We start from the raw sequence: 14,043 nt of genomic DNA, 5'->3' as shown, positions 1-14,043 counted from the left end.
GTCCCCGCCCGTCCCGGGTCGGGGGCGCGCGGCGCCCGCGCCACCGGTTCCCGGCGGGGCGGCGCGGCCGGGGCGGGGGCGCCGCCGCCGTCCTCCACCGGCGCCCGTCCGGTCTCCGGCGACGGAGCCGGACCCGGCGGCGGGCGCATTGAGCCGCCGTCCGGGTGCGTCACCGCGTAGCCGTAGCGGCGCGACAGCATCCCGAGCTGGTTCCCGACCCACCGCGCGACGTCGTCGGCCTCCCGGTACCCCGCCGCGGAGACCCCCGGCGGCGGCCGGTGCGCGTTCAGCCAGCCCCGGATCGCGTTCTGCGCGTCCTGCATCTGCTTGATGAGCCGGTCCAGCGCGGGCGGGTCGATCCCCCGGAAGTCCGGGTCGCGGGCCGCCGGGCCCGTGCGCATCTGCGCGGTCATCGGTCCTCCGGGGGTCACCGGACGTCGGGGTCGTCTCCCAGGATCACACCGGCGTCACAGGCTGTCGAGGGCTTCCGGCAGGCCGGGGCCGGTCGGCCGGGCCAGCGCCCGCACGGCGGCCTCGTCGCGCGCGACGACCGCGGCGCCGTCCGCCACGACGATCGGCCGCTGGATCAGCACCGGGTGGGCCACCATGATCTCGATCCACCGCGCCCGGTCGCGCTCGAGGTCCTTCAGCCCGAGCTCCTTCGCGACCGGCTCGTTCAGCCGCGCGACCTCCCACGGCTCCGCGCCGAGCCGGCCGAGCACGGCGTCCAGTTCCGCGGCCGTCGGAGGGTCGTCCAGGTACCGCCGCTCGGTGTAGGCGACGCCCGCCTCGTCCAGCGCGGCCTTCGCGGCGCGGCTCTTCGAGCAGCGCGGGTTGTGCCAGATCTCCGTCATCACTCCACCTCCGCCGGGTCGCCCCCGGTGATCTTCAGCAGCTCCTCGTACGACGTCGGGAACACGGTGTGCGGATGCCCGCCCGCCGCCCACACGCGGTCGTACGCGTCCAGCCAGACGTCCACGAGCGTGCGGATCGGCGCCGGATGGCCCACCGGCGCCACGCCGCCGATCGGCTGGCCCGTCGCCGCCCGGACGAACTCGGGTGTCGCCCGCCGCACTCGCCGCGCCCCTACGAGCCCGGCGACCTTCACGGTGTCGACGCGGTGCGCCCCGCTGGTCAGCACCAGCAGCGGCGCGCCGTCCGCGTCGAACACCAGGCTGTTGGCGATCGCGCCGACCTCGCACCCCAGCTGGTCGGCGGCGGCCTGCGCCGTCCGGGCCGACTCGGGCAGCTCGACGACCTCGCCCGCGGCCCCGTGCCCGCGCAGGACGCCCGCGACGTGTTCGGCGTTCGGATGCATGCCCGCACCCTAACCGACCTGCGCACGCCCGGTCCGTTCGAACACGTTGACGAATCGTCACGAGGGCGGTTTACTGTGAGTGCGTCGAACTTATGTTCGACGTGATGCGGGACTCGCGGCCCGTATCAGGGCGACGCCCCCCGCCGGCGGCGATGTGCCGGCGGGGGGCCGAGGGCCGGGCGGAGTGAGGGGAAGCTCTCCGCCCGGCCGGCCCGAGCCCCGGAAGGAGGCAGCCATGTCCGCAACGACGACCGCAGTCCACTCCGCCGCACTCTCCGGCCCGCCGGGCCCGCGGCGCCGCCCGCGGCCCGCGCCGCGCCCGGCGCACACCGCGGTAGGCCAGCTGCAGGCCGCCCGCACGGGCCTCGCGGAGGCCGCCGAGGCCACCACGCCCGCCGTCCGCTACGTCTGCGCCCACCTCGCCGCGCTGCGCGCCGCCGCCGCCGTGCTGGCGTCCCGCGATCCCGTGGAGACGCACCGCCGCGGCCGTCCCCGCAGCGTGTGGGTGCTGCTGCCCGAGGCCGAGCCCGCACTGCGCGAGTGGGCCGCCTTCTTCGCCGCCGGCGCCGACAAGCGCGCCGCCGCCGAGGCCGGCCTGCCCCGCGCCGTCACCGCCCGCGAGGCCGAGGAACTGCTGCACGACGCCGAGATCTTCGTCTCCCTCGTCGAGGACTGCCTCGGCATCGCGGGCCAGACCGCCCTCCCGTTCACCGACGCGAACTGACCTCCCCCCACAAGGGCCGTCCCACCTCCCCGGGACGGCCCGCGCCGGGCCGGGGCGGCCCGCTCCTTTCACCGAGCACCGCCCCGGCCCGCCCGCCCACGCCCGGCGAACCCCCGTGACCGGCGATCCGGGCGCACGCCTGCGGGCCGGTGCGGGTGCGGGCCGCGACCGGTGGGGCGGCGGCCCTTCCGCAACCGGGGAGCGCCGGGCTCCGGGGCGGGCGGTCGGGTGGTGGTCCGGGGCGGGTGACAGGCATGTGCGGGTGATAGGCATGTGCGGGTGGAAGCACTGTTGCCGCTCGCCGGGATGCGCATCGTCGAGATCTCCAGTTTCGTCGCCGCTCCGCTGGGCGGGATGACGCTCGCGCAGCTCGGCGCCGAGGTGATCCGGGTGGATCAGGTCGGCGGCGGGCCCGACATCGACCGGTGGCCGCTGGCGCCGTCCGGGCGGAGCCTGTACTGGGCCGGGCTCAACAAGGGGAAGCGCTCGGTCACCGTGGACCTGCGGTCCGCCGAGGGGCGCGACGTCGCGGCGCGGCTCGCGGCCGAGTGCGGGACCGTGCTGACGAACGCGCCGCCGCGCGGCGGGCTCGGCCCGGGCGAACTGGCGGCGCGGCGGCCCGATCTCGTGCACGTCCAGCTCCTGGGGCGCCGGGACGGCGGCACCGGGGTCGACTACACGGTGAACGCGGCGTCCGGGTTCCCGTCGATCACCGGACGGGACGGCGCGCCGGTGAACCACGCGCTGCCGGTGTGGGACGTCGTGTGCGGGCTCTACCTGGCGGCGGGGCTGCTCGCGGCGGACCGGCACCGGACGCGGACGGGCGAGGGCGGCAGGCTCCGCGTGGCCCTCGACGACGTCGCGCTGGCGACCGCCGGGAACCTCGGCTACCTCGCCGAGGCGCAGCTCGGGGCCCCGCGCGAACGGATCGGCAACCACGTGTTCGGTGAGTTCGGCCGCGACTTCCGCACTGCGGACGGGCGCGTGATGGTCGCCGTCGTCACCGGGCGGCAGTGGCGCGACCTCGTCGCCGCGACCGGGCTCGGGGACGTCGTGGCGGCGCTCGAACGCGCGCTGGGGGCCGATTTCGGGTCGGCCGGGGACCGGTACCGGCACCGGGAGGCGATCGGCGGCGTCCTCGCCTCGTGGTTCGCCGCGCGGACGTGCGCCGGGATCGAGGACGCGCTGCACGGCACGTCCGTCCTGTGGTCGCGGTACCGGGACTTCGGCGAGGTCGCCGCGGAACTGGGCGGCCGGCCGCTCATGGGCGAGCTCGACCAGCCCGGCATCGGACCGCACCTCGCCCCGGGCTCGCCGCTCCTGTTCGGCGGCCAGGCGCCGCCCGCCCCCGCGCCGACGCTCGGCGAGCACACCGCGGAGGTCCTGCGGGACGTCCTCGGGATGACCGGCGACGAGGTGGCCGGCCTGCGCGCCCGCCGCATCGCGGGCGAGGGCTGACGGTCACCGGCGGCGCCGGTAGGACACCGCCAGCACCGCGAGGATCGGCGCCCACGCGACGAGCGGCAGGTACAGGAACCCGACGAGCGTGTGCCCGGCGGGCGTCATGTCGTCGTGCGGCATCGCCCACCAGAACGCGAACGGCGTCCAGAGGGCGCCGAGGGCGGCCACGCCGATCCAGGCGGGGATCAGGACGGCGGGGACGGGAACGGTCCGGCCGCCGATCACGGGCACCCACCGGGGGACGACCTCGCCCCAGCGCTGCACCAGCCCCAGCGTGAGCAGCGCGGCGATCTCGGTCGCGACCGACAGCCCGATCAGGTAGACGGGGCCCGCGAGACCGGGCGGGCAGATGATCCGGTGGCCCTCGTCGGTGTAGCCGAGGGGGAAGCCGAGCGCGAGCCCGATCCGCCAGAGGCAGGAGGGGAGCGCGAGGAGCGTCACGGCGTGCGCGGCGCGGTGCTGCCAGGTCGGGGGCGCGGAGGTGGGGGCCATGCGTCGATCATGGCTGCCCGGGGGGCGGCGGGACCTCCGTCCGCGGACCGGGGGCCGTCACCCGCGCGGGGGATCATCCTCTCCTCCGGGACGGCGAGGGCGCCGTCCGCCGGGTCCCCGAGGCAGGCGATGTGCTCGGGTTCGCCTCTCGGAGGCCCTCCCTCGCGGCAGGGCCGTGGCGTTCGGAGCGGACACCGCGCGCGGTGAGCCGGTCCGCGGGGCATGTGAGATTGTTAGGGGAGCGAAGTAAGGAGGGGCGGACGTGGCGGCGCGGGGCGGTCGGGGACTGGTGCCGCTGCTGGCGTTCCTCGGCGTGACCGCCTACTCGCTGTCGATGGCCGTCGTCACCCCGGCGCTGCCGCAGATCCAGGCGGGGCTCTCCACGACGGCGGCGGGCGCGGCCTGGGCGCTGACGGCGATGACGCTGTCGGCGGCGGTGGCGACGCCGGTCGTCGGGCGGCTCGGCGACCTGTACGGGCCGCGCCGCGTGCTGCTCGCGGTCATGGCCGCGGCGACGGCCGGCATGGTGGTGGCCGCGGCGGCGGCGTCGCTGCCGGTCATGCTCGCCGGACGCGTGCTCAGCGGGGTCGGCGCCGGGGTGTTCCCGCTCGCGTACACGATCATCCGGGACGTGGTGCCCGCCGAGCGGACGGCGTCGGCGATCGGGCTGATGTCGTCGATGCTGGGGCTCGGCGGCGCGCTCTCGTGGTGCATGGCCGGGCCGATCATCGATCTGCTCGGCTGGCGGTGGCTGCTGTGGGTGCCGGTCCTCGGGCTCGTCCCGGGGCTGCTCGCGGCCTGGTGGGTCGTGCCGCACGCGCCGTCCCGCGCGGGCGCCCGCGTCGACTGGTGGGGCGCCGTGCTGTTCGCGGGATGGCTCGTGGCGGCCCTGGCGGCGCTCACCCAGGGGACGTTCTGGGGCTGGACGTCGCCGGGCGTGCTGGGGCTGCTGGCGGCGTCGGCGGTGACGGCCGTCGTCTGGCTGCGGGTCGAGACGCGGGTCCGGGAGCCGCTCGTGGACCCGCGCATCATGCGGCTCCGCGGGGTGTGGACCGCCAACGCGGCGTCGCTGCTGGCGGGCTATGCGCTGATGGCGGGCGGGCTGCTGTTCCCGCTGCTGGTGCAGCTCCCGGAGGACACCGGGTACGGGTTCGGCGGAAGCGCGACGCAGGCGGCGGTGCTGCAGCTCCCCGCGAGCATCGGGATGACGGTCGCGGGCGCGGCGGCGGGGGCGCTGGACCGGCGGTTCGGGTCGCGCGCCGTGCTGTTCGCCGGGGCGGCGCTGACGGGCGCCGGCTACCTGTTCGTCACGCTCGCGCACTCGGAGCTGTGGCACCTGTACGTCGGCGGCGTCGTCCGCGGCGTCGGCCTCGGCCTCGCCTACGCGGCGGTGGCGACGCTGGTGGTGCTCGCGGTCCCGGCGGGGGAGACGGGCGCGGCCACGGGCGTCAACACGCTGATCCGGACGGTCGGCGCGTCGCTGGGCACCCAGGTCAGCGCGGTGATCGTCGCGGGCGTCCCGGGCGAGCGCGGTTTCACCGCGGGTTTCGCGCTGAGCGCCGCGGCGATGGCGGCCGTGCTGCCCCTGGCCCTGCTGGCCGCCCGCGGCCGCGCCCCGGACCCGCCCGCGGCGACGGCCCGGAAGCACCCGCACGAGGCCGGGGCCGCCCGCGCGCCGTGACGGCGCGTCACGCTCCCCCCGGGCCCCCGGCAAGGCGACGGGGGCCCGGGCGGAGCCGGGCCCCCGTCGTGCGAGGCGATGGATCAGAACGACTCGACGGCGCGGCGCGCCTCCGGGTCGAGCACCCCCCAGGAGATGAGCTCCTCGGTCAGCTCCGTCGGGGACTTGTCATAGATGACCGCGAGTGAACGCAGGTCTTCCTGGCGGATGGACAGGACCTTCCCGTTGTAGTCGCCCCGCTGGCTCTGAATCGTCGCGGCGTAACGGGCGAGAGGACCGGCCTTGTCCTTCGGAAGCTGCTGCAGCCGCTCGAGGTCGATCACGAGCTTGGGTGTAGGCCCGAGCGGGCTCGGCGCGGCTCCGCCGGGCAGCAACTCGGAAACCGGCACGCCATAGAAATCGGCGAGCTCGGCCAGCTTCTGAACGGTGACGGCGCGGTCGCCCCGCTCGTACGAACCCACGACGACGGCCTTCCAGCGGCCTCGGGACTTCTCTTCCACCCCGTGCAGGGACAGGCCCTGCTGGGTGCGGATGGCGCGCAGGCGCGCACCGAGAGCCTTTGCGTATTCAGACGGCATTCTTGGCCCCCCAGGCTCACTTTCGTCGTCGATTGGTTCCCGGCCGATGCCGGGGACCGACAGAATCCCGAAGCCAATGCGCCTCAAGACCCCGTCTCCAGGGATGGTTACGGACAGTGACGGTAAAACGGTGCGGGCCCCAGGTCAAGCTGATTGGAAAAAAGCGGTCGAATCCGTAGGTCTCGGTTCGGAGCGTCCGCGGACCCCGAACCCCCGCGGGAACGGCGCGCGGACGGCCGTTCCGGGCGCCCGGCCGGCCGAGTGTGACCCCTCTCACCAGCGATGATACGGGCCCGCCCGGTGCCGGGGCAGTTCCGGCCGGCTGCTAACGTGTGGGGGACAAGACGTCCTTTAAGGCCCGTCCGGTGAGGCGGGAAAGGAGGTTTCCGAGGTGAATGCTGCCTCCAGGCCACCGCGGCCTGCGGGGTCGCGCGCCGCGGAGGGTGACCCCCGGCCCAAGGCCGTTCTCGAGGGTCCCGACATCCGCCGCGCGCTGACCCGGATCGCCCACGAGATCCTCGAACGCACCAAGGGCGGGCACGACGTCCTGCTGCTGGGCATCCAGACGCGCGGGGTGACGCTGGCCGAGCGGCTGGCGGGCCTGCTGCGCGAGGTGGAGGGACGCCCCGTGCCGTGGGGGTCGCTCGACGTGACCATGTACCGGGACGACCTGCGGATGCGCCCCGCGCGCGCCCTCGGCCGCACCGAGCTCCCGTCGGACGGCGTCGACGACCGCGTCGTGGTGCTGGTCGACGACGTCCTGTTCTCCGGACGGACGGTCCGCGCGGCGCTCGACGCCCTCAACGACCTCGGCCGGCCGCGCGCCGTCCAGCTCGCGGTCCTGGTCGACCGCGGGCATCGCGAGCTGCCGATCCGCGCCGACTACGTGGGCAAGAACCTGCCGACGTCGATGCGCGAGACCGTCAAGGTGCTGCTGGACGAGAACGACGGCCGCGACGCGGTGCTGCTCGGCCCGGTCCCCGAGCCCGTGGGCTCCCCGGTCCCCGCCCCGGCGTCCGCGCGGGGAGGCGCCGAGTGAAGCGCCACCTGATCTCCGCCGCCGACCTGACCCGCGACGACGCGCTGCTCGTCCTCGACACCGCCGAGGAGCTGGCGCAGATCGCGGGCCGCTCCATCAAGAAGCTGCCGACGCTGCGCGGCCGCACGGTCGTCAACCTGTTCTTCGAGGACTCCACCCGCACCCGGATCTCGTTCGAGGCCGCCGCGAAACGGCTCTCGGCGGACGTCATCAACTTCTCCGCGAAGGGGTCCAGCGTGTCCAAGGGCGAGAGCCTGAAGGACACCGCGCTGACGCTCGAGGCGATGGGCGCCGACGGCGTCGTCATCCGGCACGGCGCGTCCGGCGCCCCGCACCGGCTCGCGGGCTGGGTGCAGGGCAGCGTCGTCAACGCCGGCGACGGCACCCACGAGCACCCGACGCAGGCGCTGCTGGACGCGTTCACGATGCGCCGCCGCCTCGGCGACCTCGAGGGCCGCAAGGTCACGATCGTGGGCGACGTCCTGCACAGCCGGGTGGCGCGTTCCAACGTCCTGCTGCTGGACACCCTCGGCGCCGACGTCACCGTGGTCGCGCCGCCGACGCTGCTGCCGGTCGCGATCGACACGTGGCCGTGCCGGGTCTCCTTCGACCTGGACGCCGTCCTGCCGAAGAGCGACGTGGTCATGATGCTGCGCGTCCAGCAGGAGCGGATGAACGCCGCGTACTTCCCGACCGTGCGCGAGTACAGCCGCCGCTACGGCCTGGACGCCGAGCGGATGGGGCAGCTCCCCGAGCACGCGATCGTCATGCACCCCGGGCCGATGAACCGCGGCGTCGAGATCGCCGCCGAGGTCGCCGACTCGGTCCGCTCCACCATCGTCGAGCAGGTCGCCAACGGCGTCAGCGCCCGCATGGCCGTGCTCTACCTGCTGCTCGGAGGCTCCGAGCCCGCCATCGGCCAGGAGGTCTCCCAGTGACGCTCACCCTCATCAAGGGCGCCCGGATCCTCGGCGGCGAGCCCGCCGACGTCCTCGTCCGCGACGGCGTCGTCGCCGAGGTCGGCGCCCGCCTGGACGCGCCGGGCGCGCAGGTCGTCGACGCCGCCGGGCTGATCGCCCTCCCCGGGCTGGTCGACCTGCACACCCACCTGCGCGAGCCCGGCCGCGAGGACGCCGAGACCGTCGAGTCCGGCACCAAGGCCGCCGCGATGGGCGGCTACACGGCCGTCCACGCGATGGCCAACACCGACCCGGTCGCCGACACCGCCGGCGTCGTCGAGCAGGTGTGGCGGCTCGGCCGCGAGGCCGGGTACTGCGACGTGCAGCCGGTCGGCGCCGTCACCCGCGGCATCGCGGGCGAGCAGCTCGCCGAACTCGGCGCGATGGCCGACTCCGCCGCGTCCGTCCGGGTGTTCTCCGACGACGGGCACTGCGTCTCGGACGCCGTCATCATGCGGCGCGCGCTGGAGTACGTGAAGGCGTTCGACGGCGTCGTGGCGCAGCACGCGCAGGAGCCGCGGCTCACCGAGGGCGCGCAGATGAACGAGGGCGAGATGTCGGCCGCGCTGGGCCTGCGCGGCTGGCCCGCGGTCGCCGAGGAGGCGATCATCGCCCGGGACGTCCTGCTCGCCCAGCACGTCGGGTCCCGGCTGCACGTCTGCCACGTGTCCACCGCCGGGTCCGTCGAGATCATCCGGTGGGCGAAGAGCAAGGGCTGCCCGGTGACCGCCGAGGTCACCCCGCACCACCTGCTGCTGAACGACGCCCGCGCCGGGTCCTACGACCCGATCTTCAAGGTGAACCCGCCGCTGCGCACCGCCGACGACGTCACCGCGCTGCGGCACGCGCTCGCCGACGGGACGATCGACTGCGTCGCCACCGACCACGCCCCGCACCCGGTCGAGGCCAAGGAGACCGAGTGGGCGGTCGCCGCGATGGGCATGATCGGCCTCGAGACCGCGCTGCCGGTCGTCCAGGAGGCCATGGTCGACACCGGGCTGCTCGACTGGGCCGGCGTCGCCGACCGCATGTCGTACCGGCCCGCGCGCATCGGCCGCCTTTCCGGGCAGGGACGTCCGCTGGAGACCGGGTCGCCCGCCAACATCACGCTGTACGACCCGTCGCCGCGCCGCGCGGTGGACCCGTCGGCCATGACGTCCAAGAGCCGCAACACCCCGTTCGCCGGGCTGGAGCTGCCGGGACGCGTCGTGGCGACGTTCCTGCGCGGCGAGCCGACCGTCCTGGAAGGGAAGCTTCAATGAACCCTGCTCTGCTCGTTCTGGAAGACGGCAGGGTGTTCCACGGGGCCGCGTACGGGGCCGAGGGCGAGACCTTCGGCGAGATGGTCTTCAACACCGGCATGACCGGCTACCAGGAGACCCTCACCGACCCGTCGTACGCGCGCCAGATCGTGGCCATGACGTCCCCGCACATCGGCAACACGGGCGTGAACGACGAGGACCCCGAGTCCGGCCGCATCCAGGTCGCCGGGTACGTGGTCCGCGAGCCCGCCCGCGTCGCGTCCAACTGGCGCGCCACCGGCTCGCTCGGGTCGGCGCTGCGCGACCAGGGCGTCGTCGGCATCGCGATCCCGGGCACCCGGGCGCTGACCCGCCACCTGCGCGACCGCGGCGCCATGCGCGCCGGGATCTTCTCCGGCGCCGCCGCGGCCGCCGGCGCGGACGCGCTGCTGGAGCGGGTGCGGCGGAGCCCGTCGATGGAGGGCGCCGACCTCGCCCGCGACGTGTCGACGGCCGAGCCGTACGTCGTCCCGGCGATCGGGGAGAGGCGCTTCACCGTCGCCGCCGTCGACCTCGGCATCAAGTCGATGACGCCGCACCGGATGGCCGAGCGGGGCTGCGAGGTGCACGTCCTGCCCGCGACCGCCACGGCCGCCGACGTCCTCGCGCTGAACCCCGACGGCGTGTTCTTCTCCAACGGCCCCGGCGACCCGTCCGCCGCCGGCTACGCGGTGGACGCGCTGCGGGGCGTCCTCGACGCCGGGAAGCCGTTCTTCGGCATCTGCTTCGGCAACCAGATCTTCGGCCGCGCGCTCGGCCTCGGGACCTACAAGCTGCGGTTCGGCCACCGGGGCATCAACCAGCCCGTGCAGGACCGGACGACCGGCAAGGTCGACGTGTCGGCCCACAACCACGGGTTCGCCGTGGACGCCCCGGTCGACGGCCCGTTCGACACCCCGTACGGGCGCGCCGAGGTCACCCACGTGAACCTGAACGACGGCTGCGTCGAGGGCCTGCGGCTGCTCGACCGTCCCGCCTTCAGCGTTCAGTACCACCCGGAGGCCGCGGCGGGCCCGCACGACGCGTCCGGCCTGTTCGACCGTTTCTGCGAGATGATGGAGGGGTCTGCGTGATTACAGAGGGTGCAAGGTAATGCCGCGCCGCGAAGACCTGACGTCCGTCCTGGTGATCGGCTCCGGGCCGATCGTGATCGGCCAGGCGTGCGAGTTCGACTACTCGGGCACCCAGGCGTGCCGCGTGCTCAAGGCCGAGGGCCTGCGGGTCACGCTCGTCAACAGCAACCCCGCGACGATCATGACGGATCCGGAGTTCGCCGACGCCACCTACGTCGAGCCGATCACCCCCGAGGTCGTCGAGAAGATCATCGCCAAGGAGCGGCCGGACGCGCTGCTGCCGACGCTCGGCGGCCAGACGGCCCTCAACACCGCGATCTCGCTCTACGAGAGCGGCGTCCTCGAGCGGTACGGCGTCGAGCTGATCGGCGCCGACGTCGACGCGATCCAGGCCGGCGAGAACCGGGAGAAGTTCAAGGAGATCGTCGCCAAGGTCGCGCGCGAGCAGGGCCTGAACGCCGAGTCCGCCCGGTCCGTCATCTGCCACACCATGGACGAGGTCATGGCGGCGGCGGGCGACCTCGGCTACCCGCTGGTCGTCCGGCCGTCGTTCACGATGGGCGGCCGGGGCTCCGGCTTCGCCCACGACGAGGACGACCTGCGCCGCATCGCCGGCGCCGGCCTCGACGCGTCCCCGACCAGCGAGGTGCTCCTGGAGGAGTCCATCCTCGGCTGGAAGGAGTACGAGCTGGAGGTCATGCGGGACCGCGCCGACAACGTGGTCATCGTGTGCTCCATCGAGAACCTCGACCCGATGGGCGTGCACACCGGCGACTCGATCACCGTCGCGCCCGCGATGACGCTGACCGACCGCGAGTACCAGAACATGCGGGACGTCGCGATCGCCGTGATCCGCGAGGTCGGCGTCGACACCGGCGGCTGCAACATCCAGTTCGCGGTGCAGCCCGGCACCGGCCGGATGATCGTCATCGAGATGAACCCGCGGGTGTCGCGGTCGTCCGCGCTGGCGTCCAAGGCCACCGGCTTCCCGATCGCCAAGATCGCCGCGAAGCTCGCGATCGGCTACACCCTCGACGAGATCCCGAACGACATCACCCGCGAGACGCCCGCGTCGTTCGAGCCCACGCTCGACTACGTCGTGGTGAAGGTCCCCCGGTTCGCGTTCGAGAAGTTCCCCGGCGCCGACGGCACCCTCACCACCCACATGAAGTCGGTCGGCGAGGCCATGGCGATCGGCCGCTGCTTCACCGAGGCGCTGCAGAAGGCGCTGCGGTCGCTGGAGCAGAAGGGTTCGTCGTTCGGCTGGGCCGGCAAGGACGACGCCTCGGGCCTCGACGTGCCCGCGCTGATCGAGTCCGCGTCGCGCCCCCACGACGGGCGCCTCCGCGACGTCCAGCGGGCGCTCTGGGCCGGTGCGTCCCTCCAGGACGTGTACGCGGCCACCGGCATCGACCCCTGGTTCCTCGACCAGATCGCCGCGATCAACGCCGTCGCCGAGGAGATCCGCACCGCCGACGACGCGCTCACCCGCGAGAAGCTCCTGGCCGCCAAGCGGCACGGCTTCTCCGACGCGCAGATCGGCGAGCTGCGGGGCCTGTCGGAGGAGGTCGTCCGCGAGGTCCGGCACGCGCTCGGCCTCCGCCCCGTCTACCTCACCGTCGACACCTGCGCCGCCGAGTTCGAGGCGCGGACCCCGTACATGTACTCGTCCTACGACGAGGAGACCGAGGTCCCGGCCGGCACGAAGCCGAAGGTGCTGATCCTCGGCAGCGGCCCGAACCGCATCGGGCAGGGCGTCGAGTTCGACTACTCGTGCGTCCACGCGTCCTTCACGCTGGCCGAGGCGGGCTACGAGACCGTCATGGTCAACTGCAACCCCGAGACGGTCTCGACCGACTACGACACGTCCGGGCGGCTGTACTTCGAGCCGCTCACGCTCGAGGACGTCCTCGAGGTCGTGCACGCCGAGCAGCAGACCGGCGAGGTCGCGGGCGTGATCGTCCAGCTCGGCGGGCAGACCCCGCTCGGCCTCGCGCAGAAGCTCAAGGACGCGGGCGTCCCGATCGTCGGGACGTCCCCGGAGAGCATCCACCTCGCCGAGGAGCGCGGCGCGTTCGGGCGCGTCCTGCACCGCGCGGGGCTCCTCGCGCCCAAGCACGGCACCGCCACCTCGTACGCCGAGGCCCGCGAGATCGCCGCGGAGATCGGCTACCCGGTCCTCGTGCGGCCGTCGTACGTGCTCGGCGGGCGCGGCATGGAGATCGTCTACGACGACGTGACGCTCGAGTCGTACATGGCGCGCGCCACCGAGGCGAGCCCCGAGCACCCGGTGCTGGTCGACCGGTTCCTCGACGAGGCCGTCGAGATCGACGTCGACGCCCTGTTCGACGGCGAGGACCTCTACCTCGGCGGCGTCATGGAGCACATCGAGGAGGCCGGCATCCACTCCGGCGACTCCGCGTGCGCGCTGCCGCCCATCACCCTCGGGCACGACGACGTCCGCCGCATCCGCGAGGCCACCGAGGCCCTCGCCCGCGGCGTCGGGGTGCGCGGGCTGATGAACGTCCAGTACGCGCTGTCCGCGGGCGTCCTGTACGTCCTGGAGGCGAACCCGCGCGCGTCCCGGACCGTCCCGTTCGTGTCCAAGGCGACCGCCGTGCCGCTCGCGAAGGCCGCCGCCCGCGTCATGATGGGCGCGACGATCGCCGAGCTGCGCGCCGAGGGCCTGCTGCCCGCGGCCGGCGACGGCGGGAACCTCCCGCTGGACGCGCCGATCGCGGTGAAGGAGGCCGTCCTCCCGTTCGACCGGTTCCGCAACGCGCGCGGGCAGGGCGTCGACACCGTCCTCGGGCCGGAAATGCGCTCGACGGGCGAGGTCATGGGCATCGACGAGGTGTTCGGCACCGCGTTCGCCAAGTCGCAGCAGGCCGCCTACGGGTCGCTGCCGACCAAGGGCCGCGCGTTCGTCTCCGTCGCCAACCGGGACAAGCGGCACATGGTGTTCCCCGTGAAGCGCCTCGCTGACCTGGGCTTTGAGATTCTTGCCACGGAGGGGACCGCCGAGGTCCTGCACCGCAACGGCGTCCGTGCCAAGATCGTGCGCAAGCACAGCGAGGGACCCGGCCCGGACGGCGAGCCCACGATCGTGCGGCGCGTCCTCGACGGCGAAGTGGACCTCATCGTCAATACTCCCTTCGGCGGCCCCGGTCAGTCCGGGCCCCGGCTCGACGGGTACGAGATCCGCACCGCGGCCGTGCTGCGCGGCGTGCCGTGCGTCACGACCGTGCAGGGGCTCGCCGCCGCCGTCCAGGGCATCGAGGCCGTCGCGGGCGGGCAGATCGGCGTCCGCTCCCTGCAGGAGCACGCCGAGCGGCTCGGCGGCGCGGACGGCCGCACGGGCACGGACGTCCCGGCGCCGACCGCGCCCGCGCCCGCGGGCGGGCTCGGCGTCGAGGT

General features: G+C 74.3%; 12 protein-coding genes and 1 pseudogene. 8 read left to right on the top strand and 5 right to left on the bottom strand.

What is annotated here, in order from left to right:
• The 3 genes and pseudogenes from ACFQ11_RS34425 to ACFQ11_RS34415 form a co-directional block, all read right to left on the bottom strand.
• Positions 1-413: pseudogene (locus tag ACFQ11_RS34425) on the bottom strand (hypothetical protein); the annotation flags it as partial.
• 54 nt (positions 414-467) lie between these two features.
• Positions 468-854: an ArsC/Spx/MgsR family protein gene (locus ACFQ11_RS34420; protein WP_378306511.1), complete on the bottom strand. Its 387-nt coding sequence runs from the start codon at positions 852-854 to the stop codon at positions 468-470.
• Positions 854-1,318 carry a YbaK/EbsC family protein gene (locus ACFQ11_RS34415; RefSeq protein ID WP_378306510.1) on the bottom strand — a complete coding sequence of 155 codons (465 nt, stop codon included), beginning with the start codon at positions 1,316-1,318 and terminating at the stop codon, positions 854-856. Before ACFQ11_RS34415 ends, ACFQ11_RS34420 begins: the two co-directional genes overlap by 1 nt.
• 235 nt (positions 1,319-1,553) lie before the next feature.
• On the opposite strand from ACFQ11_RS34415, the gene ACFQ11_RS34410 reads away from it, so the two are divergent.
• Positions 1,554-2,042 carry an SAV_6107 family HEPN domain-containing protein gene (locus ACFQ11_RS34410; protein WP_378306509.1) on the top strand — a complete coding sequence of 163 codons (489 nt, stop codon included), beginning with the start codon at positions 1,554-1,556 and terminating at the stop codon, positions 2,040-2,042.
• A 279-nt stretch (positions 2,043-2,321) separates the two neighbouring features.
• Positions 2,322-3,500 (top strand): CoA transferase, encoded by a 1,179-nt coding sequence (locus tag ACFQ11_RS34405; protein ID WP_378306507.1) that lies wholly within the window; start codon positions 2,322-2,324, stop codon positions 3,498-3,500.
• A 3-nt stretch (positions 3,501-3,503) separates the two neighbouring features.
• On the opposite strand, the gene ACFQ11_RS34400 is transcribed toward ACFQ11_RS34405, so the two are convergent.
• Positions 3,504-3,995, bottom strand: coding sequence for a hypothetical protein (locus ACFQ11_RS34400; RefSeq protein WP_378306505.1), 492 nt, complete (start codon positions 3,993-3,995; stop codon positions 3,504-3,506).
• Between the two features lie 262 nt (positions 3,996-4,257).
• Between ACFQ11_RS34400 and ACFQ11_RS34395 the strand changes: the two genes are divergently transcribed.
• Positions 4,258-5,676 carry an MFS transporter gene (locus tag ACFQ11_RS34395; RefSeq protein ID WP_378306503.1) on the top strand — a complete coding sequence of 473 codons (1,419 nt, stop codon included), beginning with the start codon at positions 4,258-4,260 and terminating at the stop codon, positions 5,674-5,676.
• A gap of 83 nt (positions 5,677-5,759) precedes the next feature.
• Here the strand turns inward: ACFQ11_RS34395 and bldD are convergent, their stop codons facing one another.
• On the bottom strand, positions 5,760-6,254 hold the full coding sequence (gene bldD, locus ACFQ11_RS34390) for a transcriptional regulator BldD (RefSeq protein WP_067795069.1): 495 nt from the start codon (positions 6,252-6,254) through the stop codon (positions 5,760-5,762).
• A gap of 391 nt (positions 6,255-6,645) precedes the next feature.
• Here bldD and pyrR point away from each other — a divergent pair, with 391 nt between their 5' ends.
• From pyrR to carB, 5 genes are all read left to right on the top strand, one after another.
• Positions 6,646-7,293, top strand: coding sequence for a bifunctional pyr operon transcriptional regulator/uracil phosphoribosyltransferase PyrR (gene pyrR, locus ACFQ11_RS34385; RefSeq protein WP_378306500.1), 648 nt, complete (start codon positions 6,646-6,648; stop codon positions 7,291-7,293).
• A complete protein-coding gene (locus ACFQ11_RS34380; protein ID WP_378306498.1) occupies positions 7,290-8,231 on the top strand; it encodes an aspartate carbamoyltransferase catalytic subunit in 942 nt (313 codons plus the stop codon). The genes pyrR and ACFQ11_RS34380 overlap by 4 nt, the downstream gene beginning before the upstream one ends.
• Positions 8,228-9,514, top strand: coding sequence for a dihydroorotase (locus ACFQ11_RS34375; RefSeq protein ID WP_378306496.1), 1,287 nt, complete (start codon positions 8,228-8,230; stop codon positions 9,512-9,514). Before ACFQ11_RS34380 ends, ACFQ11_RS34375 begins: the two co-directional genes overlap by 4 nt.
• Positions 9,511-10,626 (top strand): glutamine-hydrolyzing carbamoyl-phosphate synthase small subunit, encoded by a 1,116-nt coding sequence (gene carA, locus ACFQ11_RS34370; RefSeq protein WP_378306494.1) that lies wholly within the window; start codon positions 9,511-9,513, stop codon positions 10,624-10,626. Before ACFQ11_RS34375 ends, carA begins: the two co-directional genes overlap by 4 nt.
• 19 nt (positions 10,627-10,645) lie before the next feature.
• Positions 10,646-14,043: carbamoyl-phosphate synthase large subunit (carB, locus tag ACFQ11_RS34365; RefSeq protein WP_378306492.1), on the top strand; the 3,398-nt coding region annotated here is incomplete at its 3' end.

Origin of the sequence: Actinomadura sediminis (genome assembly GCF_042675525.1) — a bacterium.
Lineage (GTDB): Bacteria > Actinomycetota > Actinomycetes > Streptosporangiales > Streptosporangiaceae > Spirillospora > Spirillospora sediminis.
The sequence above is the reverse complement of the archived record's forward strand: the minus strand, read 5'-3'. Positions and strand labels throughout refer to the sequence as shown.

Bases quoted from the DNA above. Each gene is read 5' to 3' on its own strand.
- ACFQ11_RS34420 (WP_378306511.1), bottom strand. From the start codon at position 854: ATGACGGAGATCTGGCACAACCCGCGCTGCTCGAAGAGCCGCGCCGCG.
- ACFQ11_RS34415 (WP_378306510.1), bottom strand. From the start codon at position 1,318: ATGCATCCGAACGCCGAACACGTCGCGGGCGTCCTGCGCGGGCACGGG.
- ACFQ11_RS34410 (WP_378306509.1), top strand. From the start codon at position 1,554: ATGTCCGCAACGACGACCGCAGTCCACTCCGCCGCACTCTCCGGCCCG.
- ACFQ11_RS34400 (WP_378306505.1), bottom strand. From the start codon at position 3,995: ATGGCCCCCACCTCCGCGCCCCCGACCTGGCAGCACCGCGCCGCGCAC.
- bldD (WP_067795069.1), bottom strand. From the start codon at position 6,254: ATGCCGTCTGAATACGCAAAGGCTCTCGGTGCGCGCCTGCGCGCCATC.
- carA (WP_378306494.1), top strand. From the start codon at position 9,511: ATGAACCCTGCTCTGCTCGTTCTGGAAGACGGCAGGGTGTTCCACGGG.